This window comes from Pseudochryseolinea flava (genome assembly GCF_003286915.1).
Taxonomy (GTDB): Bacteria; Bacteroidota; Bacteroidia; order Cytophagales; family Cyclobacteriaceae; genus Ohtaekwangia; species Ohtaekwangia flava.
On record NZ_QMFY01000007.1, the window covers coordinates 180,213 to 203,986 of the forward strand.

At 42.9% G+C, this 23,774-nt stretch carries 17 protein-coding genes; 12 read left to right on the forward strand and 5 right to left on the reverse strand.

Features of this window, described 5'->3' with window-relative positions; all coding sequences use genetic code 11:
* Position 1: 1 nt before the first annotated feature.
* From DQQ10_RS14990 to DQQ10_RS15025, 8 genes are all read left to right on the forward strand, one after another.
* Complete coding sequence (locus DQQ10_RS14990) at positions 2-3,217, forward strand: error-prone DNA polymerase (RefSeq protein ID WP_112747701.1); 3,216 nt, start codon at positions 2-4, stop codon at positions 3,215-3,217.
* 79 nt (positions 3,218-3,296) lie between these two features.
* Entirely contained in the window at positions 3,297-4,292 is a 996-nt protein-coding gene (locus DQQ10_RS14995; protein ID WP_112747702.1) for an AAA family ATPase, read from the forward strand.
* Complete coding sequence (locus DQQ10_RS15000) at positions 4,289-5,878, forward strand: AAA family ATPase (protein WP_112747703.1); 1,590 nt, start codon at positions 4,289-4,291, stop codon at positions 5,876-5,878. The genes DQQ10_RS14995 and DQQ10_RS15000 overlap by 4 nt, the downstream gene beginning before the upstream one ends.
* Positions 5,866-6,816: a hypothetical protein gene (locus DQQ10_RS15005; protein ID WP_112747704.1), complete on the forward strand. Its 951-nt coding sequence runs from the start codon at positions 5,866-5,868 to the stop codon at positions 6,814-6,816. Before DQQ10_RS15000 ends, DQQ10_RS15005 begins: the two co-directional genes overlap by 13 nt.
* A complete protein-coding gene (locus DQQ10_RS15010; RefSeq protein WP_112747705.1) occupies positions 6,800-8,563 on the forward strand; it encodes a DUF58 domain-containing protein in 1,764 nt (587 codons plus the stop codon). The genes DQQ10_RS15005 and DQQ10_RS15010 overlap by 17 nt, the downstream gene beginning before the upstream one ends.
* Before the next feature lie 2 nt (positions 8,564-8,565).
* Positions 8,566-9,138: a hypothetical protein gene (locus tag DQQ10_RS15015; protein ID WP_112747706.1), complete on the forward strand. Its 573-nt coding sequence runs from the start codon at positions 8,566-8,568 to the stop codon at positions 9,136-9,138.
* Complete coding sequence (locus DQQ10_RS15020) at positions 9,125-10,477, forward strand: AMP-binding protein (RefSeq protein ID WP_112747707.1); 1,353 nt, start codon at positions 9,125-9,127, stop codon at positions 10,475-10,477. Before DQQ10_RS15015 ends, DQQ10_RS15020 begins: the two co-directional genes overlap by 14 nt.
* Positions 10,478-10,664: 187 nt before the next feature.
* Positions 10,665-13,037 (forward strand): ABC transporter permease, encoded by a 2,373-nt coding sequence (locus tag DQQ10_RS15025; protein ID WP_112747708.1) that lies wholly within the window; start codon positions 10,665-10,667, stop codon positions 13,035-13,037.
* 83 nt (positions 13,038-13,120) lie between these two features.
* Here DQQ10_RS15025 and DQQ10_RS15030 read toward each other — a convergent pair whose 3' ends face one another.
* The 3 genes from DQQ10_RS15030 to DQQ10_RS15040 are packed head-to-tail and all read right to left on the reverse strand — an operon-like array spanning position 13,121 to position 16,928.
* On the reverse strand, positions 13,121-14,050 hold the full coding sequence (locus DQQ10_RS15030; protein WP_112747709.1) for a WD40 repeat domain-containing protein: 930 nt from the start codon (positions 14,048-14,050) through the stop codon (positions 13,121-13,123).
* The gene (locus tag DQQ10_RS15035) at positions 14,047-14,742 is read right to left on the reverse strand and encodes a hypothetical protein (RefSeq protein ID WP_112747710.1); all 696 of its coding nucleotides are present in this window, start codon (positions 14,740-14,742) and stop codon (positions 14,047-14,049) included. Before DQQ10_RS15035 ends, DQQ10_RS15030 begins: the two co-directional genes overlap by 4 nt.
* Positions 14,739-16,928 carry an IPT/TIG domain-containing protein gene (locus DQQ10_RS15040; protein ID WP_112747711.1) on the reverse strand — a complete coding sequence of 730 codons (2,190 nt, stop codon included), beginning with the start codon at positions 16,926-16,928 and terminating at the stop codon, positions 14,739-14,741. The genes DQQ10_RS15035 and DQQ10_RS15040 overlap by 4 nt, the downstream gene beginning before the upstream one ends.
* A 182-nt stretch (positions 16,929-17,110) precedes the next feature.
* On the opposite strand from DQQ10_RS15040, the gene DQQ10_RS15045 reads away from it, so the two are divergent.
* From DQQ10_RS15045 to DQQ10_RS15060, 4 genes are read left to right on the forward strand one after another with little or no spacing between them, the layout of a single operon-like run.
* Positions 17,111-17,770 (forward strand): CDP-alcohol phosphatidyltransferase family protein, encoded by a 660-nt coding sequence (locus DQQ10_RS15045; protein ID WP_112747712.1) that lies wholly within the window; start codon positions 17,111-17,113, stop codon positions 17,768-17,770.
* A gap of 2 nt (positions 17,771-17,772) precedes the next feature.
* Positions 17,773-18,738 (forward strand): phosphatidate cytidylyltransferase, encoded by a 966-nt coding sequence (locus tag DQQ10_RS15050; protein ID WP_112747793.1) that lies wholly within the window; start codon positions 17,773-17,775, stop codon positions 18,736-18,738.
* Positions 18,738-19,382, forward strand: a complete 645-nt coding sequence (locus tag DQQ10_RS15055; protein ID WP_112747713.1) for a lysophospholipid acyltransferase family protein — start codon at positions 18,738-18,740, stop codon at positions 19,380-19,382. Before DQQ10_RS15050 ends, DQQ10_RS15055 begins: the two co-directional genes overlap by 1 nt.
* A gap of 40 nt (positions 19,383-19,422) precedes the next feature.
* On the forward strand, positions 19,423-20,724 hold the full coding sequence (locus DQQ10_RS15060) for an MFS transporter (protein WP_112747714.1): 1,302 nt from the start codon (positions 19,423-19,425) through the stop codon (positions 20,722-20,724).
* A 43-nt stretch (positions 20,725-20,767) separates the two neighbouring features.
* Here the strand turns inward: DQQ10_RS15060 and DQQ10_RS15065 are convergent, their stop codons facing one another.
* Together DQQ10_RS15065 and DQQ10_RS15070 are read right to left on the reverse strand one after the other, a co-directional pair.
* Positions 20,768-22,621, reverse strand: a complete 1,854-nt coding sequence (locus DQQ10_RS15065; RefSeq protein WP_112747715.1) for a T9SS type A sorting domain-containing protein — start codon at positions 22,619-22,621, stop codon at positions 20,768-20,770.
* Positions 22,622-22,757: 136 nt separating this feature from the next.
* Positions 22,758-23,567 (reverse strand): hypothetical protein, encoded by an 810-nt coding sequence (locus tag DQQ10_RS15070; RefSeq protein WP_133259660.1) that lies wholly within the window; start codon positions 23,565-23,567, stop codon positions 22,758-22,760.
* Positions 23,568-23,774 lie beyond the last annotated feature (207 nt).

Below are 23,774 nucleotides of genomic sequence, written 5' to 3' on the forward strand. Positions count from 1 at the left end.
AATGAAGTACACTGAACTTCAAGTAACGACAAACTTTTCTTTTCTTCGTGGAGCATCGCATCCGGAAGAACTGGTGGAGCATGCCGTGCAGTTAGGATACGATGCCATTGCCATTACCGATCGAAACAGTTTGGCTGGGATTGTTCGAGCGCATGTCGCTGCAAAAAAATTAGGAATCAGAATTATACCCGCTTGTCGTGTCGATTTTCTCGATGGATCAAGTGTACTTTGTTATCCTACTGATATCCATGCTTACGCACGACTCTCCGCACTGCTTACGTTGGGAAATAGCCGAGCGGAAAAAGGACAATGCATCCTTTATAAGGAAGATCTATATCAGCACGCAAAAGGTTTAATATGTATCATCATTCCTCCTTCATCCTTAAATAAGAATTTTGATTTCGAAGATTCTTTTAAGAACGAAATCCAAGAATACCGACGTGTATTATCTCAAAATCTTTATATCGCAGCGACTAAAACTTACGATGGAATTGATGCAAAAATACTTCATCGTATTCATCAGATATCAAAGGAATTTAAAATTCCTGTTGTCGCGACAAATGATGTGCATTACCATAATACAGCGCGCCGCGAGTTACAAGATATAGTAACGTGTGTACGCGAAAAATGCACGATACACAACGCTGGCTTTAGATTGCATGCTAATGCAGAAAGATTCTTAAAGCCCATGGAAGAAATGCATCGCTTGTTTCGCCAATATCCTGATGCTATTATCAATACACAAATTATTGCTGATGCATGCACATTTTCTCTTCAAGAATTAAAGTACTGTTATCCCAAAGAAGTTAATGACTCTGGCAAAACACCACAAGAACAGCTTGTCTATTTGACGTGGGTTGGTGCACATGAGATATTTGGAACCGAGATACCTCAAAAAATAAAAGATACTATTGAATACGAATTAAAGTTCATCGCTCAAGTGAACTATGCGGAGTATTTCCTCACCGTTCACGATATTGTTACCTATGCAAAAAGTAAAAAAATTCTTTATCAAGGTAGGGGATCTGCTGCCAACTCAACTGTTTGTTATTGTTTAGGTATCACCTCCGTAGATCCTTCAAAGTTCGAATTACTTTTTGAACGTTTTATTTCTTCGGCAAGAAATGAACCACCCGACATTGATGTAGACTTTGAACATGAACGCCGAGAAGAGGTGATGCAATATGTGTATCAAAAATACGGACGCGAACGTGCCGCTATCGTTGCCACTGTAACACAGCAACATCACAAGGGGGCTATTCGCGATGTCGGTAAAGCCATGGGGCTTTCAGTAGATATCATTAATCGTTTGTCCGGACTGATTTGGGATTTCGCTGATGACGGATTCGATCGAAGAAGAATTCTAAGCCAGGGAATTAATCCGGATGATCCTACCATTCACAAAGTACTTCAGCTTACACACCAATTCATTGGATTTCCCCGGCAACTTGGACAACATACTGGGGGCTTTGTCATTACAGATGGGCTGCTCTCTGATCTTTGTCCAGTACTCAATGCCCGAATGAAAGATCGAACTTGTATTGAATGGAATAAGGACGACATCGAGGCACTTGGTTTTCTGAAAATCGACATCCTTGCCTTGGGCATGCTTACGTGTATCCGTAAAGCCTTCGACCTTGCCGAAAAACACTACGGACTTCAACTCACCCTTGCCAATATACCACAAGACCAAGAGGAAGTTTATGAAATGATTAGTCATGCCGATACTATTGGTGTTTTTCAAATCGAAAGTCGCGCTCAGCAATCGATGTTACCAAGATTACGGCCGAAATGTTTCTACGATCTTGTGATTGAAGTTGCCATCGTTCGACCAGGACCTATTCAAGGCGATATGGTTCATCCATATTTACGACGAAGAAACGGTGAGGAACCTATCGAATATCCGTCTAAAGAACTTGAAGATATTTTAAAAAGAACACTAGGCGTACCGTTGTTTCAGGAGCAGGCAATGAAAATTGCCATCGTCGCTGCTGGGTTTTCTCCCGCTGAAGCCGATGAGCTCAGGAGAAGTATGGCTACTTTTAAAGCCAAGGGAAAGGTGTCGTTCTTTGAAAAGAAGCTTATCGATGGCATGATGACCAAAGGATATACCGAAGAGTATGCACGCCGGGTATTTCGCCAGCTTGAGGGTTTTGGTAGCTATGGGTTCCCTGAAAGTCATGCGGTCAGTTTCGCATTGCTCGTTTATGTTTCATCATGGCTCAAATGTTATCATCCGGATGTATTTGCTTGTGCTTTACTGAATAGTATGCCCATGGGATTCTATCAACCTGCGCAAATAATCATTGATGCTCAAAAACACGATGTTATCGTAAGGCCAGTTGATATCAATCATTCATCATGGGATAATGTGCTTGAAGAAAAAACAAATAAATATTGCGCGCTTCGACTAGGGTTTCGGCAGGTGAAAGGTTTACGTGAAGACGACATCAAGATACTGCTGGAAAAAAGAGGAGAGGGCTATCAAACGATTCATGAATTGCAGGCAATTGGTCTTTCTGAAACATTGCTAGAAAATTTGGCAGATGCAGATGCCTTTAGATCCATCAAGCACGACCGACGCGAAGCGTTATGGGAGGTCTCTACTAAAGACAAACCACTCGCGATCTATCGGGATCAACATACAAGTGATATTGTTGAAGACAAAATTACGCTTCCTAAAATGACATTGTCCGAACACGTTGTCTATGATTATGCTACCACATCGCTCTCGTTAAAAGCGCATCCTGTCAGTTTTGTGCGAAAAGATTTAGAAAGACTTCGCATAACCCCAGCTTCCAAACTAGAACAAACAAAGGATGGCGACCAGGTAAAGGTAGCCGGGTTAATTCTCGTTCGTCAGCGTCCAGGAACTGCGAGTGGTATTTGTTTTATTACCATTGAAGATGAAACAGGAACAGCAAACCTTGTCGTATTCAAAAATTTATTCGACAAATACAGGAAGGAAATTATTCAGTCCAAACTATTGATGGTCGAAGGTCAAGTACAGAAGGAGGGAGAGGTGATCCACGTCGTTGTAAAGCGATGTTACAACGTATCCAAGCTGCTGCAGCAACTTACATCCACGCAAGGAGAAATACCGACCGCTCCAAAATCACGCGCCGATGAAACATCATCACCGTTTCTAACAAAACCCACAGCCGAAAGTGAAATCATCCAGGGAAAGATATTTCCAGACGGAAGAAATTTCAGATAGTCATTCGCAACAAAGATTCAGCGAATAGTAATGGCAAAAGGGCGTTTAGAACAGAGCCAAATGCTTATTATTGCAAGCTATGAAAAAGGTTGGGCTCACATTGGGGAAATTTGCTCCGCTTCATCGTGGTCATCAATATATGATTGAGACGGCACTGCAAGAAATGGACGAAGTGTTAGTTATCATCTATGAAGCGAAAGAAATTACAACGGTACCACTACACTCCAGAGCACAATGGATTAAATCGCTATATCCTTCTGTAAAAGTAATAGAAGCGCCGGACGGGCCGACTGAAGTTGGCTATACGGAGCGAATCAAAAAGATGCACGAGACCTATATCCTGGCGTTGCTGAATGGCACCAACATCTCTCACTTTTACAGCAGCGAACCCTATGGTGAACACATGAGCGCTGCACTGAAAGCCGTCAACAGAATTGTCGACACAGCGCGCGTAAACATTCCGATCTCAGCAACAGCGATCCGCAACAATACATTTGCAAACAAGTCTTTTCTCGACCCATTGGTATATCGGAGTCTGATTACCAATGTAGTCTTTCTGGGAGCACCTTCTACGGGAAAATCAACAATCGCAGAAGCATGTGCCAAACATTTTCAAACATCCTTTATGCCTGAATATGGTCGTGAATATTGGGAGTTATATAACGTCGACAGAAGACTATCAGCAACACAGCTCGTCGATTTAGCGCATGGACATATTGAAAGGGAAAACGAAAAACTGTTGAAAGCCGACCGATATCTTTTTACAGACACAAATGCCATTACAACCTTCATGTTCTCAAATTACTACCATCGCTATGCGTTGCCTGAACTTGCTGACTTAGCTAAAGTAGCTGAAAAGCGATATCACTGCGTGTTTCTTTGTGATGTTGATATTCCTTATGACGACACTTGGGATCGTTCTGGTGATGTTAATCGGAAACAATTTCAAGAAGAGATTATCACAGATCTTGAAAAACGAAATATTCCTTTTAAATTATTGAGTGGAAGCGTAGAAGAACGCATTAGAAAAGTAGCATTAGAATTAGCGAACCTGCAAAAGATATTCATACCATGAGTGAACTGTTTGATAAAGCGAAGGGATTTTTTCAAAAGGTACCACAAGCGCCTACTAATCCGCACTCGGAACCGAGTAAAGTAAAATTTGATGTTCATGACCTCTATGGCAGTGATGAACAAAAAGCCGATCAAGGAACCGTCGCTTATGATGAAAAATTAAGACAAGCATACTTTTGGATTACCAACACGGCAATTATCAGTCCATACTACGATATTGAATACGATGACGGTGATGGGAAACAATTTGTATTTGGCGATAGTAAAGTGAAACTGACATTGCCGAATGGACAGAGTTATTCAAGCTTTGTTCTGATCCCATTACTCAATCTAGTTGTTCGGGGTAAATGTTTGATCGTCGGAGGGCCTGGTCGTGGAAAGACAGCGACGGCTGTATTGCTAGGATTACTTGCTGGGTACTCGAAGACCGACGTGCTACGTGCCATTCAACATGGACAGCCACAGATGACAATAAGTGATCTTCTCGGGCATCCGCTTCCTGCCGATATGGTGAAAGCAGAAAAAACTTCAGACATCCGTATCGCTTGGCGAAAATGGTTGAGCATGCGCGTTAAAATTATCGATGAGTACAACCGTATCCCTACGCGCACGCAATCTGCGTTACTAACCGTACTCGCTGACAATTATGCTGAGATCTTTGATCAGATCTATGAATGCCCGCCGTCGTCGTGGTATCTTACGGCGAATGATGATGCGGGCGGAGGTACTTATCAAATTATCGAAGCTTTAAAAGATCGGATAGATATTGTTATACGTGCCTTTCATTTCAATACACGCTTTATCGAAGATCTTCAAAAGCGAATTGAACTGAATTTTAAACCGGAATCGATGATCCCAGAAGAGATCATTTTTTCTGAAGAAGAATTGGATACGGTTTCAAAACAAATTCGTGAAATAGAAATTCCCAGTGCGCTGCGTAAGCGAATAGAATTCTTTTGTAGAAATTTTGAATTCTTCGAACCTGCATCCGATCGTATCGAATACATGACCAAGGATACCGCCAAATTATCAGGCGTCGATTTCCACACGTTGTTCAGCCAAGATAACGGCAAAGATCATGTGAAAGATCTTGGCTCCCAAACCATCAATGGAATCTCCGTAAGGAAGATTCAAACGCTTCTCATTTTTTCTAAAGCATTGGCCTACTTCCGTGGTAATCGTGCCGTTGAACTTGAAGACATCCGGCAGATTATGCCTTTCGTGTTGCATGATTCCTTCACCCAACATTTGGAATCTCCATTCTTTGATCAACCCGGAAATGAAAAATATCGCGTTGACCGTATTATCTGGATTAGAAAATTATTTGATCTATCATGTGAGGAATACCTCAGTCAAAATCTGGACCATGACGACCCTGTCGAAAAATTTGAAGCAGAGTTTAAAAAAGGACTTGAGAATATTTCATTACGTGATATCGAGAAAAGATTATTAGAAATAGAGAAACAGCTTTACACGTGGTCGCAAGACAAGAAACTATATGGATTTAGAGCTGATGATATTTTAAAATTGAAGTATCTGTATCAACGATACACTAACTACAGGCGCTGGCTGCAATGGAAAAAATAAGCTATGGTCCTTTAATTGAACACCTGCAGATAAAAGGTGACTATTATAATCAGCGGTATCGCGAGTACGAGTTACGGCATGGCACCATTGATTCGGCGCTCATTGCAATGTGGATCGTTCAAGTGATTGAACCAATAGTGTCGGCGACAGCAAGTAAAGAAGAAGATGTAGGGAAAGTTTTTAATCCAATGTATGATGCGCTGCTTTCATTGCTAGGGAATCAACTGGCGATTACGTTTGAATCTGAGTATCGATATGCGTGGCTGATGCTCAAGAAGAACCCGAACCTCGTGCGGCACTCGTGCACAGAAATAATGGCTGCATTAAATTCGGCACTCACTACAGTTCGAAAATACCAGCCGACGAAGACGATGATGTGGATTGACATGGTGAGCAAATCATTACCACAATGTCTAACGCTTGACGATTTCTTGAAATGTGGACGAATCAGCGCATGGTCGGTGGGGCTAGCACAACTGAGGAAACGGTCTTTAGAAGATCTGCAGTCATTATCATTTTCGCTGAAAGAAGTCGTGAATAACCGCGGGCCGTTCTTGCAACAGATTGCAACCAAACAATGGTTATCGCATACCCCGGCATTTGTTGGAAAGGTTGGAGGCTTCGTTGGAAATGGTGGAACATTTCATTGTCCACCGAAAGTTTCAGCGATAGATTCAGAAATTGTAGCCTCAGACAATGAGGACGCTTCCGTATTGTTTGCGGATGGTTTCGGATCAATACTCGTTCAGGGAACACCCTTTCTTGCGAAAGACGCTGCACAATTGGCAACAACAAAAGTCTTGAATGATTTTCGATCACGTTATGGAAAATCAATTGTTCCATTCGATGACATCACCTCAGCAGTGCTCACACACAACACACTGGTAATTTCAAGGGAAAGCTCTTTTTTTCTTTACATCTATGGATGGCAAAATTAACGTAAGTACCGAAACATTGAGATCGCAATGGCGAGAAGCGTGGATTTCTGCGCGATCGGTGTGGAGTGCGTTTTTAATGTTAAGAGAACCGGTGTGGTGTCTTACTTCTGAAGCGGCAAGAAAAGAAGGGTTGACTGGAAGTTTCGCAATGATTCGTCTTACAGATCATCGCATTGTGATTGACTTAGAGAAAGTAAAAAATTACGGCGTCGGTGATGAAGCCGTACAGGTATTGGCTCACGAGATCGGACATCACATTTACACACCTGCAAATCTCAGAGATAACGCAGTGCTTCTTGGACGAATTCGATGGTCGCTTGCAGACATGGAGGATAAGGCTGCATTTGTAGCAAATATTTATGAGGACTTGATCATCAACGACATTCTTCATCGGTCGAAAGATCTAGACATGGCTATTGTTTATCAAAAAATAAACAAGGATGTACCATTCTCACCCCTGTGGACATTGATCATGAGAACGTACGAATTTTTATGGAAGCTAAAGCGTGGTTCTCTCGCAACAGATTTATTACTTCACAATGACAAGATCGATGTTGACGCTTCACTGATGGCATCGTTGGTGAGAAGTTATGCTAAACGTTGGATCGATGGTGGTGGTCGATTCGCTGCGTTGATGTATCCTTATTTGGTAGAAGAAGAAGCCTTCAAAAAAGGAATGGCGAGTATGGCGGTATACCTGGACACCGAAAAAGCAGGAGAGGGCGGCGGAATGATTTCCGGGCTGGTTGAACTTGATCTAGAAGGAATAGAAGGTGCAATTGATCCACGAACAGAAGCAACAGGTGATAAGCAACCTAAGAACAAAAAAACTATTGACATCTCTGCGTCGTTTGGAAAAACAGATAGAGGGGGAACAGGGCCTAAACAACGATATCTTCAACCCGGTGTTTACATTGATTTACTGAAGCAAGTCAATCCGAATGTTGATGAGCAAGCGTTGATCAATCAATACTATCGAGAAATAGCGTCGCCGCATCTTATTCGTTTTCCAGTCGAGGTCACCAAGTCGACAGGTATAATGATTCCGGAAGGTACCGACGTATGGGAATCTGGCGATGCGATTGAAGAAATTGATTGGCTTGAATCAGCAATAGCTTCACCACATATTGTCCCGGGTTATAGCACGCGCAAGCGTCTTTATGGAGAAGATACCGATAGCGATCAAAGCATGAAACCATTGGACGTATACATTGGTATTGATTGCTCGGGCTCGATGTCCAACCCAAGAGTTTCTTTTTCATGGCCTGTATTGGCTGCAACGGTAATCGGACTTTCTGCATTGCGGGCAGGTGCCAAAGTAATGGGATGTTTGTCGGGCGAACCTGGAAGCTTTATGGAAACGAAAGGCTTCGTCACAAAAGAAGTGGACTTACTTACAATCTTGACATCATACTTGGGTACCGGATATTCGTATGGTATCCCACGATTGAATACGCCGTTTCACGCGCCGTTGAAAAAGAAGTCGCACGTTGTTATTGTAACCGATGATGATATCTTTCATATGCTCAATGCAAAGGAAGCTAATCACTGGGCAATTGCGGAAACTGCACTACAACATGCGGGTGGTACTGGAACAATGGTATTGCATTCGCGGCCAGATTGGAACAAGCCTGGTGTAAAACTATTGCGTGATATGGGATGGCATATTCATTATGTTACGGATGAGTCGTCGATGCTTGATTTTGCACGTGAGTTTTCTAAGAAGAATTATCACAAAAGAAGATAATCATGAAGAAGCAGAAAGAATTGTTTGCACTACTTCATCATTTGAAGAATTGCCCGTCTGATTTTTTAGACGTCAAGGAGAATCTATCCAAAATGATTACGAAGGCGCTGATCGCCGATCTATTCAGAAAATTGTTTAACGATTTCGAAGATGATAAAGATCTCAAGGCTTTACTTTCGCAATTAAACGTCTCAGAAAATGAATACCGTGCAATTCGTGTGGCTACTTGGTTCTTTGATCAACCACTTTTTCATGACAATAATCTACAAGACGGCATCACCAGCTTTTTATTCGAACGGTTACCATTGCTCAGTAAACATGTTAAAGCGGAAACCTGGTTAGATGACGAAGATAGAACAGAAGAGTTTGTGAGAGAAGCGCTTAGAAGTTGTCATGTACTGATCGATGGAGAAAGCGAAGATGAAGCACAAGATCGACTCGACGCACTGAGTACGATTAAGCGGTTGAAGATATTGGAAGAAACAAATGCACCACTTCTTCGAATGAAAGCGATTCGCCAAGCAATGGCGGAAAAAAAGGCACGCGAAGCTGCAAACGTTTATGGACGCGAGTAAGAAACCGACAGTGGCGCTAACCGATGAAGAGCGTTTCCCGCTCATCAATGATCTGTTCTATTTAAAGCAAATGCAACAGGACGACACGGCGCCAAAATTCAATTTTCAATCTGGAGATCGGCTAAGGTCCGAGCAGCTAGCGCATGTGAAGTCGTACGCGTCGAAAATTAAAACGAAGCAATTCTGGAATACGGATTCTCAACCATCATGGATGTCAGAATATTTAAACTGGTGTACGAGCACAGTTCCATTTTATACAAATCGATCCAATGTGTTAACGTCACACCCAACGATCAGAAGGCGCGACATTCATGATAGTCCTTGGCAGTTTGTCTCGGCCGATTGCGATCTCAAAGATTTGTTAGTGTATCAGACGTCAGGTACGACTGGCGCTGCAATGGATGTAGTATTTGACCCGATATCACAAGCGTGTTGGATTCCTCAATTGGAATCATTGCTGCAACCATTAGGCATCCGATTATCGCGCAGCAACCGGCATGTAGCCATAGCGTTGATTTGCGATCAACAAACGACAATCACGTATGCATCATTAAGTACATATTTGGATGGAGCCGGTGTGCTTAAAATCAACTTGAATCCCAGCGAATGGAAACGTGATGATGATCGCAGGGATTTCCTTGAAAAGTATAATCCAGAAGTTCTCACAGGCGATCCATTTGCGTTCAACTCATTATTGGCGTTGCAACCTAACATTAGACCGAAAGCAATGGTATCATCGGCGATGAAGTTGACAAATGACCTTCGGCAAAAACTTGAATCGTATTTCGACTGCCCTGTCTTAGACATATATTCGCTGACAGAGTGTAGGATGGTGGCTGTGGCGGATGGAGATGGTCGACACCGGGCGATTCGTCCGGAACTTTATTTTGAAATTTTTCATCCGCAAGAGGATGTTTTGATGCCGCCAGGTGAAAGAGGTGAACTTGTGATTACGGGGGGCAACAATCCTTTCCTGCCTTTGATTAGATATCGTACAGGCGATTTCTGTTCGATGACCATTGACAACGGCACTCCATATCTCGTGGATTTAGAAGCTCGTCTTCCCATTGCGTATTATCGCAGCGATGGATCCTTCATAAACAATATCGATATCTCTCGCGCCATGACAGATTTCCCACTCGTGGGTTTCTCCATACATCAACAGATCGATAAGCATGTAACATTCAAAGGATGGTGTTCGACGTTGGATGAAAGGATGAGCGAAAAAATCAGGGCAACACTTGAAGACCTTTTTGGAGAAAACATTTCTGTAAAGGTTTCGTGCACGCGCGAAACACCGACAACGAAACCAGTTTCATTCACGAGCGATATAGGTTGACCGCTCAGATACTTTTATGATTCTTTTGTCCGTCTTCGGACACTCAAAGTTCATTATTTGATCGTCTCGGAAAATATTATTGGGATTTTCTTCTAAAAACGCAGGTGCAACCAATGGCATACTATTGGCGTCTTAGGGACACGTTACTCAATTGAGCCGAAAATTCTTCGTATAAAAACCTAAGTCCATGCTGCGTAATTACATCAAGATCGCGTTCAGAAATCTTCTTCGCCACAAAGCATTCTCTTTTATAAACATCTTTGGACTTGCCATCGGTATGGCGTGTACAATCCTCATCATGCTATGGGTGCAAGATGAATTGGGGTATGATACCTTTCATGAGAAGAAAGATAGGCTCTATCGCGTGACATCAGCACTACCGGAACTTGACTTAAAGGCGGCGATATCTTCAGCGCCGATTGGTCCAGCGGTCAAAGCAGAGATACCAGCAGTTAAAAGTACAATGCGATTTAGCGCGAATAATTATGATCTCATGCAAGTGGGCGATAACATGTTCGAAGAGAAGCGCATCTTTTACGTGGACTCCAATTTCTTCGATTTTTTCACATTCAAAGTAAAGTCAGGAGACATTAAAACAGCATTACTCCAACCTGATAACATCGTTATAACTGAATCGATGGCTAAGAAATATTTTGGCAATGACGATCCGGTTGGGAAGACGATTAAGAAAAATCATAAAGATGATGTGAATATAAGCGCGGTGATAGAAGACGTGCCAACGAACTCCCACTTCCAATTCGATTTCTTACAACCCATGGCCTACCTGGCGCGAACCAATCGTGACTTGAAAGAGAATGTTTGGGATAATTTCAACTTCTATACTTACGTTGAGCTTGATGAACACTTTGAAGCAACACCAGCAGCACTGGATACGCTTAACGCAAAGTTCAAAGCCATTTACAAAGCCAATGAACCTAATTTAAAAGTCGAGTTTAGGCTTCAACCGCTAACGGACATTCACCTTCACTCGAATCTTTTTGCAGACCTCCCTGGAGAAGGGAACATTCAATATGTGTACATCTTCATTGTCGTGGGGATTTTTGTACTTGGCGTAGCCTGTATCAACTTCATGAACTTGGCTACAGCGCGATCGGCGCGACGGGCAAAGGAGGTAGGACTTCGGAAGGTTGCGGGCGCAGTGCGTTTTCAACTGATTCGCCAGTTTCTTGCGGAGTCGTCGATTATTGCAACCATGGCGCTCATCATCGGAATGCTTCTTGTGATCGCCGCCTTACCTTTCTTCAATGATCTCTCAGGAAAATCATTAAGTATTGATTTGCTCAGTAGCAAACTCGTTATCGGGATAGTCGTAATTACGATAGTCACCGGTCTTCTCGCCGGAAGTTATCCTGCGCTTTTCCTTTCTGGTTTTGTTCCAGCAAAAGTATTGAAGGGGAACTTAAAATCAGGAGCCGGGAGCAGCGTTTTCAGAAATACCATGGTTGTAATCCAATTCGCCGTTTCAATCGCGTTGATGATCGGAACCACGGTGATCTTCCAACAATTGCAATTCATTCGCGACCGAAATCTTGGATATGATAAAGAGAATCTGATATACGTGAATATGACTGGAGAGATGTGGAAAAAATACAGCGCATGGCGATCTGAATTAGAAAAGAATGAGTTGACGCGAGACTTTAGTTTTATCTCTTCGCTTCCTACCAATCTCACCAACGCCACGATTGGCGTAGACTGGGATGGTAAGTCCCCCTCAATTCAACCATTGTTCGCCAACATCGCAGTCGATGAAAACTTTATGGAAGCATTCCGCATGGAGCCTTTGTACGGACGTGGCTTTTCGAAAGAGTTCAAAGCAGATAGCACAAACTACGTGGTAAATGAAAAAGCTTTGAAGACAATGAACATGGAACCGTCAACGGCAGTAGGAAAAAGTCTCACGATGTGGGGAAGAAAAGGGGTGATTGTAGGCGTTGTCAAAGATTTCAATTTTAAGCCGGTACAGCATGACATCGAGCCGCTCATTATTCGATTGAATACATGGGGAGAGATTGCAGTAGTGAGAGCTAAGCCGACGAAGACTGCGGAGACGATCAAAGCGCTTGAAGAAATCAGCACCACACTCAATCCAGAGTATCCATTTGCATATGGTTTTATTGATCAAGATTTGAACAACATGTATCAGGCTGAACAGCGGCTGAGCAACCTCTTTACAATTTTTGCAGGATTAGCAATTTTTATTTCATGCTTAGGACTTTATGGACTATCTGCTTTCCTCGCAGAGCGTCGTACCAAAGAGATTGGCGTGAGGAAAGTGCTTGGCGCTTCGGTAACCCATGTTGTGTTTTTACTATCGAAAACATTTACAGTCCCAGTAGTAGTGGCCATGATGATTGCTGCGCCGCTATCGTGGTATGGCATGAATAGTTGGTTGGAAACTTTTGTATTTCATGTTGAAATTCATTGGGCCGTATTTGCTACGGCGTTTGTAGCCGCTTTACTCGTAGCATGGCTCACGGTGAGTTATGAATCAATAAAAGCTGCGGTTGTCAATCCAGCAAAATCCCTTCGCGACGAATAACAAGATTTCCTTTCTCGAAATCTTATCATTTTCACTTAGAATAAATAACAAGACCCGATATATCGTCGGGTCTTAATGCACGTTTATTTTTTGGAGTAATCCATCTGTTTGGCAGAGATAACATGGATTCCGTTTCCATGCGTACCAACAGCGACAACAATTTCAGGAGTATTATCAGATATAATATCAATCGCGTTCACCATTGCCTTGACTTTTGTCGTGTACTTTCCCAATGGAAAAATCACTGAAACCTTTCCACTACTTTCACCAAATGCAGCGCAGTAGTTGTCGTCCGTAACAATGTAATCGCTAGACAAAATCCAATCACCTATTTTTTTGTTCGTAGTTTCAATCAGCGTCGACGTCCACTCGCGGTAGTAACCGTCATCCCCTGATGTAATGACACCTTTCTTTGATGCCTTGATTGACCTTATCCAACTGCGATGTCCTTTGATGGCGTATTTATACTTGAGTGCATTACCTTCATAACTTGTAATCAGGCCGCCCTTGTTTCCTGTAATGATATCAGCATTTGAAGTACATGCGATTGCAGTAATAGGGCTTTTTTGCTGATGCTTCGCGATAACCTCTCCATTAAAAGCATTTATTTTATAGACAAATCCATCCTCTCCACCAACCACGAGTGCATTATCGTCGAACCAAGTAATGCAGATCAACGGTGTAGCACCAATATTTTTTTCCATTAGCAACTTACCTGAGGAAACGCTCCAAGTTGAAATTGTACCGTTTTTAGACACTCCTGCCACAACATTTTGACGAAGATCAATCGCAATGACTTTAGCGACAGTCCAACGCATTTCTAAAGTTCTGGTTTGATAATTCCAAACCTGCAATTCATTGCTAAGATTTGCAATAATGCGCGACGATGATTCTTCTAATTTCATATCTAAAACAATGGCCCGAGGGTCACCCAATACAAAACTATCTTGTGCCGCTGCTGCACTTGTAATCATCAGAATAACATTCAACAACCAACCAACTATCAATTTCATAACGTTGAATACTTGAACTGTTTATCTTGCTTAATTCGGAATAAGAAACCTGCGCGCATACTCCAAGCGCCATAGTAAGAATCAGGAAACACTTTAGATTCAGCATTCACATGCTGATAACCCACTGCGAGGCTAAATCCATATGTACGATTTTTGAGATAGCTAAAGTGAGCATCGATTCCCATTGTAAAACGTGTTGCTTCTACCGTAAGTGGTGGTGTAGATGAATCTAAATTAATGGACGATTCCCGTGTTGTATTGACATCAAGATTTGTTAACCCAGGTGACAAACATACATCTACACGAAATACATTGTTGTGTTTTTCGAAAGGCAACGGTAACCGATAGACAATCGTCGGTCCAAAAGATGAAAATTTGATTTTTGCATCTTTATAGTCACTAGCTGTTGAATGACTCCAATCGTTAAAGCTGGCATAATTCACCCATGCACCAATACGAAGTCTTGAAAAAAGTTTAGTTGTATAGCGTACATCGTATCCTATCCCGGGTTTCATATTGGGGAACAAAGTCGGTTTCGCATCAGCGTTTTTTGATCCTATCGGTGCTTGAACACTAACTGAAATTTGAAGTTCGTCACGAGCGTCAACAACCAGATTCTGCGCATAGCCATGCCGTTGCAGTAGCAACATTGTACTGGCCACAATCCCCATTAGCAGTATGCTCTTTTTCATTTATAACTAGGGTTGAACTTATAAAACACACGTCCACCGACAAAATAGCCATAATCGCCTATGCTAAAAGTGGCAGCACCGCCGGGAGCCTCTTTCATTACAGGAAGACTTCGGTGGGTCTGCGTTGCGGGATCGAATTCAAAGAGATTAGACCCATTTCCATAATACAGCTTATTGTTAATGACCCACGCAGGAACATCCCACCAACCAAAATTATTAGTATCGATCGTGGTCCAAGTATTTGTTGCTGGTTCAAATTCAAACATGCCGCTGACAAAGGCTTTCTTAAAATACCCTTTGTTCCCGACGGTTACGGCAAACTCATAAGCCCCATCAAGTTTTGGATCGTATTGAATGGACCATGTGTCCGTTGACGGATCATAACGATGTAGATACTCCGACTTGATAAAATAACCATAGTTACCAATTGCCGTAGCATAAACAAGCGTCTCACTGGTGTAGCTCCCTTGAAAATAGAAGTTGCTCTTTTTTGTCCATGTATCTGTCGCCGGATTATATTGCCATAGGTCAAAAAACAATGTGCTCCCATTAAAACCGCCACCCACATATGCTTTTCCATCAATCACAAACGAAAAAGCATGTCGTCGCGCCGGGCCGGGAAAATCTGCGACTTGAGTCCAAATTTCAGTGACAGGATCATATCTCCAAAAATCTTTTGAGTTCACACCCTGTGTTGACCATCCTAGTCCCACATATCCATAATTGCCAATTGTAAATGCCGTTGCACCGCGCTCTTTTATGCCTGGGAAACTTGGTTGCTTCGCCCAGGGACTTAATATAGTCAAGTCGAACGGTGTCGTGTAGGTTATCCCACCAATGTGTATGACAACAGGCGCACTCCTTGTCACGTCTAGCGGAACATAAACCTTCATTTCCGTCGGCGTCATGGATTCGATTGAGAGGGAACTGCTCGATTGCATCGAGAGCCACATGTTCAAATCGTTTGCAATAAAATTTTTACCATGTAGCGTGACATATGCACCCGGATATACTTCGCCGGGTGTAATACTTGCAATTTCTGGCCCTTCAACACTGAAGTTATCCTTAGAAGAATTGTAGATACTTTTTACGGTGATGCCAATTGGAGATGAGGTTGTGCTATACACCATGGGAACACGCACTTCTAATTCCGTCGGTGTCGCGCTAATAATTTCCGCAGGCGCGAGTGAATGCCCGATCATCACTTGATTCTCAGCAGCAACAGAAGAAAAACCTGTCCCATAAATTTTTAGTATTGAATGTTGAACCCCGGCGGAAGGTGAAAACGAAGTAATCACTGGTCCTGTCAATTCGAATCCATTTTGCAATTTACTTCGAGCCCCATGAACCTCAATCTCTACATCTTTCAGACCCGCTTCGCTGAGCCGAGGCGCGATTACTGTAAGCGTCGTTGAAGTAGCTTCTTTTACCACTACTTCCGTCGCGCCGATCGTCACGTGATTTTCTTGGGGCGTAGTCGAAAATCCACTGCCTAAAAGCGTAATTTCTGTACCTGCTGATCCTTTGACAGGAGCGATCTGTTGAAGTATCGGCCCGTTCAGTGTAAATTGTTCCTTCGACTGTGCGGACTTACCAGTAACCGTGAGCGCAATGGGCAGTGTCGCGGTATGGTACGATGCCGGAATTTTTACTTTCAGTTCATTTCTAGATGCTTCCAGAATTTCAAGTTGATTCTCGCCGATGAGAACCTGCATGTTACTGATGACTCTGGTAAAGTTATCGCCTTTGATAACGATCACATCTTCGGCGCCGCCGCTGGAAGGAGAGAAGCTGGTTATGAATGGAGTCGCAGAACCCAAACTTTCGAACTGTACTTCATTTGCATAAATAATTTGATTCTCTGACTTAATAAAAGCGCGAACGTAGTAAATTTTACCAGGCGTTAGGTCATTGTTAACGGTGTATAGAAATGTTCCTTGTTTCGCCAGTGTGCGAAAATAATAGACTGAGTCATCAATAGTAGGAGATGTTTGATCTGACCAGACAAAGCCATAGTCATCGGCAGATTGACCACCAAGCAAATTGATTTTCGCTTGAAAGGTGGCACCGGTATCGGCACGTGTAACCTGCAACGTTTCAAAAACTGGCTTGTTAACAACTTCATCTTTACAAGAAAAGACAGCCAGAATCGACAGGATCGATACAACGATTAAAATTTTCTTCATTGGGGTACCTTAGACCATCGTAAAATTACGTCTTGTTTTCGATTTGTATAGTGTACTTACAAAAATCTGATAAGTTTTTTAGGTGATGAAAAGGTGTTATTTTCAAGCCGATATAGGCACACGTCATGCTCATAAACGTCATGATAGTTTGCCTGAAGATTTAATCATCTATTCAATCAACGATGACACAACCATCACAGGGTCGTAGGCCAATTGCCTCGCGCGACTCAGGATGGGCTAAAAACACAGCCTCATTCCTAGCTAAACAAAATGTTTCACCCAACACCATTTCCATATTGAGTATTGTGTTCGCCGCAATATCAATGGCCGCATTCTACTTGGATGCAACATCAACTACTTTCGTGGTTCACGCTGCAATGATGACACTTGCAATCGTCGGTATCCAGGGAAGGTTAATCATGAACCTCCTTGATGGAATGGTTGCTGTTGAACACGATAAAAAATCCGCAGTGGGAGGCATTTACAACGAAGTTCCTGACCGCGTAAGCGATACGTTTACATTGTTCGGTTTAATATTTTTAGTTAAGACTCAGCCATATGGTTCCGAGCTGGTATATCTTGCCATAGCGCTTTCAATTACGACGGCATATATCAGAACACTAGGGGCTTCACTTCAAGTTGGACATCATTTTCTAGGGCCGATGGCTAAGCAGCATCGCATGGCATTGGTTACCGGTTGTTGTGTGATCGCGATCTGGTATCCACCAATTTTCTATTATGCGTTAATTGGTATGAACATCGGATTGCTAATAACATGTTACCGTAGACTCGCATGCGTCTACACCCTTTTAAACGATTCATCAAACGCGAAAAAAGAATGAACATGAAGAATATTTTTCATATGGATTTCATGGAGAACAAAGACCTCATGATATTGGTCTATGTCATCTTGGGAATTCTGCTTTTTGCAACATTGTTATTTTACATTGTTGGTAAACTAAAGCCACAAGCAAAACTTGGCGAGTTAAAAGCACGAACAAAATCATGGTGGGTTATGGCTACTTTGGTACTCGGGGCGACGCTGATCAATACGACGGCATGTTACATCGCTATTGCATTGCTATCTTTCGTTGCTTTCCGTGAACTTTATTCTGTGCTTGGATTTCGTGAATCTGATCGCCGAGCTATTTTTTGGGCATATGTTGCCATCCCTATTCAATACTATCTTGCTTACATCAAATGGTATGGCGCGTACATTATTTTTATTCCTATCGTGATGTTTCTGTTCCTACAGTTACGTCTTGTGCTGAAAGGAAACACAACCGGCATCATCAAATCCATGGCATCGCTCCAGTGGATGCTGATGTTGACTGTGTTCGGCATCAGCCACATGGCCTATTTGCTATCGCTCCCCAACCTTCCAAATTACGACGCTGGGGGAAGAGGTCTTCTTTTGTTTCTCGTGTTCCTCACAGAGATTAACGATGTGATGCAATTCACGTGGGGAAAATTATTAGGAAAGCACAAGATTATTCCCAAGGTAAGTCCAAACAAAACATGGGAAGGATTTATCGGAGGTGTTATCAGCACTACAATTATCGGATATTTCCTTGGATTCCTTACGCCGCTTTCCGTGGTACAAGTTGTGTGTGTAAGTTTTGTTCTTTCATGCGCTGGATTTTTTGGCGACATCGTCATGTCATCTGTCAAGCGTGATATCGGTATCAAAGATATGGGCGCTTCAATTCCTGGACATGGAGGCGTATTGGATCGCATCGACTCGCTCGCCTACACCGCCCCTGTATTCTTCCACCTGGTCTATTATTTGGCTTATCCTTCTGTTTGCTGATGCAAAAACTAGTTCTTCGTTTTGTATACGGGTACATCATTCGTGTATTTCTGCGAATCATTGTCGGTGTACGCTTTGCTGACGCACGATTCTTGTTGAAAGAAAAACAATTCATCATCGTTGCCAATCACAACAGCCACCTCGACACCATGACCATTATGGCGTCGTTGCCCAGAAGTATTATCCATAAAGTAAAACCTGTCGCGGCGGCAGATCATTTTGGAAAAACAAAACTGAAAGCAAAGCTGAGTAACTACTTTGTCAACACATTACTCATTCAACGCAAGCGCGACAAAGACAATCCTGCCAACGATCCGATCAATCGAATGGTTAAAGCACTTGATGATGGATATTCGTTAATTCTTTTTCCAGAAGGAACGCGTGGTGAACCAGAAATTCAACAGCCTTTGAAGCCTGGTGTCGCCATGGTTTTGTTGCAACGCCCTCACATAAAGTATGTACCCTCCTATATGAAGGGAATGGGTAAAGCTATGCCGAAGCACGACAGCCTGATTGTGCCGTTCAGTTCTTCAATCGTTTTTGGAGAACCGAAAGAAATTCTTCCGGGCGATGATGTTAGTTCAATTTTAACACGCATGCAGCTTGACTTCAATGAACTTCAATCAGAAATCAGTACACCTTGATCAAAAAGTTTAAATGAAGATCTTCTACTTAATTTAATTCATGAGCATTAAACCTCCATTATCATCCGCTACAAGAATCCGCTCAATCGCAGGTGGTGCGTTAGGAAATCTTGTTGAATGGTATGATTGGTATGTTTACTCTGCCTTCGCGCTTTATTTTTCTGCAGCATTTTTTCCAGCCGTAGACCAGACTGCGCAACTTCTTCAATCTGCCGGAATCTTTGCTTTGGGTTTTATTATGCGTCCACTAGGGGGATGGTTGTTCGGTGTGGTGGGAGATCGTTACGGGCGGAAACAGGCCATGACAACGTCAGTCCTTTTAATGTCGTTTGGTTCGGTATTGATCGCCATCATTCCAACGTATCAACAAATTGGTGTGCTCGCGCCGATCTCGTTACTAACCGCAAGATTAATTCAAGGTCTAAGTGTAGGCGGCGAGTATGGGATCTCAGCAACATACCTTAGTGAAATGGCGACACCTGAAAGACGTGGTTTCTTTTCGAGCTTCCAATATGTCACATTAGTGGGAGGGCAAGTTCTTGCACTTGCAGTTCAATTAATTTTACAGTACTTCCTTCTGACGGAAGAACAACTCCATCATTGGGGATGGAGAATTCCCTTTGCGATAGGAGCCATACTATCCATTGTCGTGCTTTATATTCGATCAAGGCTGCACGAGACCGAAGCTTTTAATGAACTGAAGGAAAAACACGCAACGCTTAGGCATCCCGTTGTAGAATTATGGCGGCATCCTAAATCTGTATTGTTGGTGGTTGGACTGACTATGGGAGGAACGTTAGCATTTTACACGTACACAACTTACATGCAAAAATTTCTGGTGAACAGTGCGGGCGTATCGAAGCAACTGTCTACGGTCTTAACATTTATTGCGTTACTCGTGTTTGCAGGGTTGCAACCAACCTTCGGAGCACTATCAGATCGTATTGGTCGGAAGCCTTTATTGATAGGGTTCGGTATCGCTGGCACGATCGCAACCATTCCAATATTTAGCTTGTTATCATCGACCACATCTATCGTTGTTATATTGGCGTTGATGATCGCAGCATTGATGATTGTTAGTGGATACACAAGTATTAATGCTGTGGTAAAGGCTGAATTATTTCCGACCAACATCCGCACATTGGGTGTAGGACTACCTTACGCACTCACCGTTGCAATATTTGGCGGATCCGCTGAATACATCGCGCTGTCATTCAAGCAAGCTGGGCACGAAGCATATTTCTATTACTACATTACTGGCACTATCGCAATCTCATTGCTGGTTTACATTTTTATGCGCGACACAAAACAAGACAGCGCTATGGATCATCCGGAGCAATAAAAAACTCCTGCACACCACGATGCAGGAGTTAAAGAATTGAATTCTAATCAAGTTGTATTTTTCTGTTCACTTTCTTTCCGTCGAAAGAAATAACAACCAGATACGTGCCCTTCGGAAATTGTTCAAGTGTAACATGTCCGGTATTACCAGCGAGTTGAGTTTCTGTAACTTTTTCACCCGCAAAATTAAACACTTGAACTTTTACTTCTTTTACAGCCTGCTTTACCTCGACACCGAGTTTTTTACTCGTTGTTGGATTAGGCCACACCGTAACAGATTCGTCGATTGCTCTCGCCTCTTCTGCTGTCATTGTCTGCGAGGGGATTGGCTGAGCTGCATCGGGATAGGTAAAGGGGAAATCAATTCGTGCTTGGTTGAATTGTGCTTCACGCTCTGCTGGCCATCCAAAAGCTGTTGCTGCTTGAGGTTTCAAATTCACACCGGCGGCGCCACTCCAGAAATGTACGAACTCTCCCCAATTCATATTACGTGAATAGCGCTTGCCATTCTTGGGAAAATACATCGAAACAAGTTGGAGGAACTTATTAAGCACTGCTCCCTGACCGCGGTCACGCCAAATGGGATAGAACCAGTCTCTAAACCAAACGTCGTTGTTACTTTGATTATACCAGCGCGTAGCTTCACTCGCCCAACCAACGTTTACGTAAACATCGTATTGATAGATAACACACCACTTGCTGTCGCCCCAAATCGGAAATGCAGGGGAACCTTGTCCGTTGTGTGTCGTCGATTCAACGATGTGGCCTATCTCGTGAATGGTAGCATCTAAACTCCAACCTGTCGGTTGTGCCCAAGATCCGTTTTGTCCCAAGTCAATAACATTTCGATTATCGTGACCGGCATCAAAATAATATCCAGGATGGCCACCACCGAATTTATTGGCGTGATAGATTCCGAATAACCTTCCATCGCCAGTTCCACCACTCATATCGCCATAGAGTGTTTTAGTGTAGCGCCAAGCATCTCCAACATATTGTTGTATCCATGTGATTGAACGATCCATATCGTTGTCGTAGTAGATCGCGACATCACAGTCATTAAACACTTTCGCAACATTGAGATTGTGTTCGAACCAATGTTCTTGCCACGTATCTGGAAACGTTCCACATGCCGAAAGACTTTCCACACGAATAGAGGTTGTTTTATCGTTCCATAAATCATCTACGAGATTCGCGTCATCCGCATTCTTGGTAATGGACGCGCCACCAAAATTATCGTTCTCAAAAAGGGTCACACGATAGCCGGCGTTCACCCGAATAGAAGAGATCCAATTGTCGGCAATACCGCGCGCTTGAAGTTGAGCCAAGGTGTATGAGCCAACGGGAAGCGTTCCTAACGTACCTCCATAATTTGTATGCTGGTACGCGGTAACGACGTCTGTACCTCCTGCAGGAACGCCGTACAATTCCAATTCAGCGAGTTGTAGAATGGTACCACTGTTATTTGTCATTTGCAAACGATAATAACTATACGCCGTAGAGTTGGTGAACGTAAATTCTCGACGTTGTAAACGATTTGGAAAATCTTGGTTGCTTTGCACATTCAAGTTTGCCCACGACGTGCCATTGGTTGATCCTTGCAGCGTCCAGTTCAATGGATCTCTTTCTGCGGCATCGTTCGCCGATGTAATTGCGTACCGTGTTACAACGTATGGGCTGGACGCCTGAAATTGGATCCATGCCGCATTATGAAAAGTTAGGTACTTCGTTGTCGCTTGATTGTCGATTACCATGGCAATTCCTTCTCCAGAAGGGGAGTCCGAATATTGCGCAGAGGCAGTTCCCGCGGAATTTGTGATATCACTTTGCGCGACGGCTGTTACAACGCAAAACAGCCACAAGCTACTGCCGAGTAGCATCATTCTTCTTGTCTTCATGATCAGCTTTGGTTTAGATGTTATGTAAATTGTGCATGCCGCTAAGCATTCACGAATACATAAGGGAGCAGCAAACCATTTTTAACAGAAAATCTAAAGGGTATTTATCAGGTAATGCTTCCCGAAACAAATCGCGTTATTTACGCGAGCGAAGACTTCGCCCTAGTGCTTCCCAATCAAACCCTGTCTCCTTACGATTGTGTCGCAGCGCGGGGATCTGTGTGGTGAGTATTAGCTTCGTAGTACCATTGATGTCGGCAATATGATGTTGTGGTACCTGCAGCTTAATACCCTTCACCATCTTAAACTTCACGTCAGAAAATTTTTCTTGTATCGCAGATTTCAATGCATTTATATTATTCATCCCGTACATCAATACAACTTCTGGTTGATATTCAGAAATGCAATTCAAAATCTGCTTTATGCGCAGACTAAAAACGTGTTGTTCGTAAAGGGAACGTGTTTTCAAGAATGCAAATTCTTCAGACAGATCAAGCCAACTGTAATACCATGCATGGTTATGTGCAGGAAGCGGATACAATTTAATTAAGGCCTCCGACGATTTTGTGAATTGCTGTTGCTGATACGTGCGTAGGTCGGGTGTTGATTCATTCCTGAATCCATGTGCAAATGCAATCAAATTTTTCCAGGTGCCATGGAGAACGGCATGCTCCGCAAAACGATGGTCATAGAGATTGTTAAACTTGTCCGCGCGGGGCCCATCAATTCGAAATGCTACGTTTCGCGACAAGTCGCGTATATCGCACAACGTGGCATCACTCGCGTTACCATGATGTCGATAAAAGTAGTTAAGCTTGTCAGCGACTTCTTCCGGCAGATCTCCACCGCCTTCTTCAAATCCCACAAACCACACTTTCGCTTGCCAAGTGCCAAAACCGAAAAAATGATTAATCCAATGTCGCAATGGATGTTCCTCTATAAGCATAATCGAACTTTTTAACGATGCATTCTCAACGATCAAATACCATGTTTTTATTGCGAAATGCAAACATTCACTATGGATTTAACCATTGTTGGTTGTTAGATCCACCCGCCCGCACGACTAACAATTTCAACAATAAATGCACGCACTTGTCGCATGTAATATCAGCCTGCTAAAAGAGAAGTTTGATTATTCGCATCTACCGTTTTT

Coding starts and splice junctions, on each gene's coding strand:
- DQQ10_RS14990 (WP_112747701.1), top strand. CDS start 2: ATGAAGTACACTGAACTTCAAGTAACGACAAACTTTTCTTTTCTTCGT.
- DQQ10_RS14995 (WP_112747702.1), top strand. CDS start 3,297: ATGAAAAAGGTTGGGCTCACATTGGGGAAATTTGCTCCGCTTCATCGT.
- DQQ10_RS15000 (WP_112747703.1), top strand. CDS start 4,289: ATGAGTGAACTGTTTGATAAAGCGAAGGGATTTTTTCAAAAGGTACCA.
- DQQ10_RS15005 (WP_112747704.1), top strand. CDS start 5,866: ATGGAAAAAATAAGCTATGGTCCTTTAATTGAACACCTGCAGATAAAA.
- DQQ10_RS15010 (WP_112747705.1), top strand. CDS start 6,800: ATGGATGGCAAAATTAACGTAAGTACCGAAACATTGAGATCGCAATGG.
- DQQ10_RS15015 (WP_112747706.1), top strand. CDS start 8,566: ATGAAGAAGCAGAAAGAATTGTTTGCACTACTTCATCATTTGAAGAAT.
- DQQ10_RS15020 (WP_112747707.1), top strand. CDS start 9,125: ATGGACGCGAGTAAGAAACCGACAGTGGCGCTAACCGATGAAGAGCGT.
- DQQ10_RS15025 (WP_112747708.1), top strand. CDS start 10,665: ATGCTGCGTAATTACATCAAGATCGCGTTCAGAAATCTTCTTCGCCAC.
- DQQ10_RS15030 (WP_112747709.1), bottom strand. CDS start 14,050: ATGAAATTGATAGTTGGTTGGTTGTTGAATGTTATTCTGATGATTACA.
- DQQ10_RS15035 (WP_112747710.1), bottom strand. CDS start 14,742: ATGAAAAAGAGCATACTGCTAATGGGGATTGTGGCCAGTACAATGTTG.
- DQQ10_RS15040 (WP_112747711.1), bottom strand. CDS start 16,928: ATGAAGAAAATTTTAATCGTTGTATCGATCCTGTCGATTCTGGCTGTC.
- DQQ10_RS15045 (WP_112747712.1), top strand. CDS start 17,111: ATGACACAACCATCACAGGGTCGTAGGCCAATTGCCTCGCGCGACTCA.
- DQQ10_RS15050 (WP_112747793.1), top strand. CDS start 17,773: ATGAAGAATATTTTTCATATGGATTTCATGGAGAACAAAGACCTCATG.
- DQQ10_RS15055 (WP_112747713.1), top strand. CDS start 18,738: ATGCAAAAACTAGTTCTTCGTTTTGTATACGGGTACATCATTCGTGTA.
- DQQ10_RS15060 (WP_112747714.1), top strand. CDS start 19,423: ATGAGCATTAAACCTCCATTATCATCCGCTACAAGAATCCGCTCAATC.
- DQQ10_RS15065 (WP_112747715.1), bottom strand. CDS start 22,621: ATGAAGACAAGAAGAATGATGCTACTCGGCAGTAGCTTGTGGCTGTTT.
- DQQ10_RS15070 (WP_133259660.1), bottom strand. CDS start 23,567: ATGCTTATAGAGGAACATCCATTGCGACATTGGATTAATCATTTTTTC.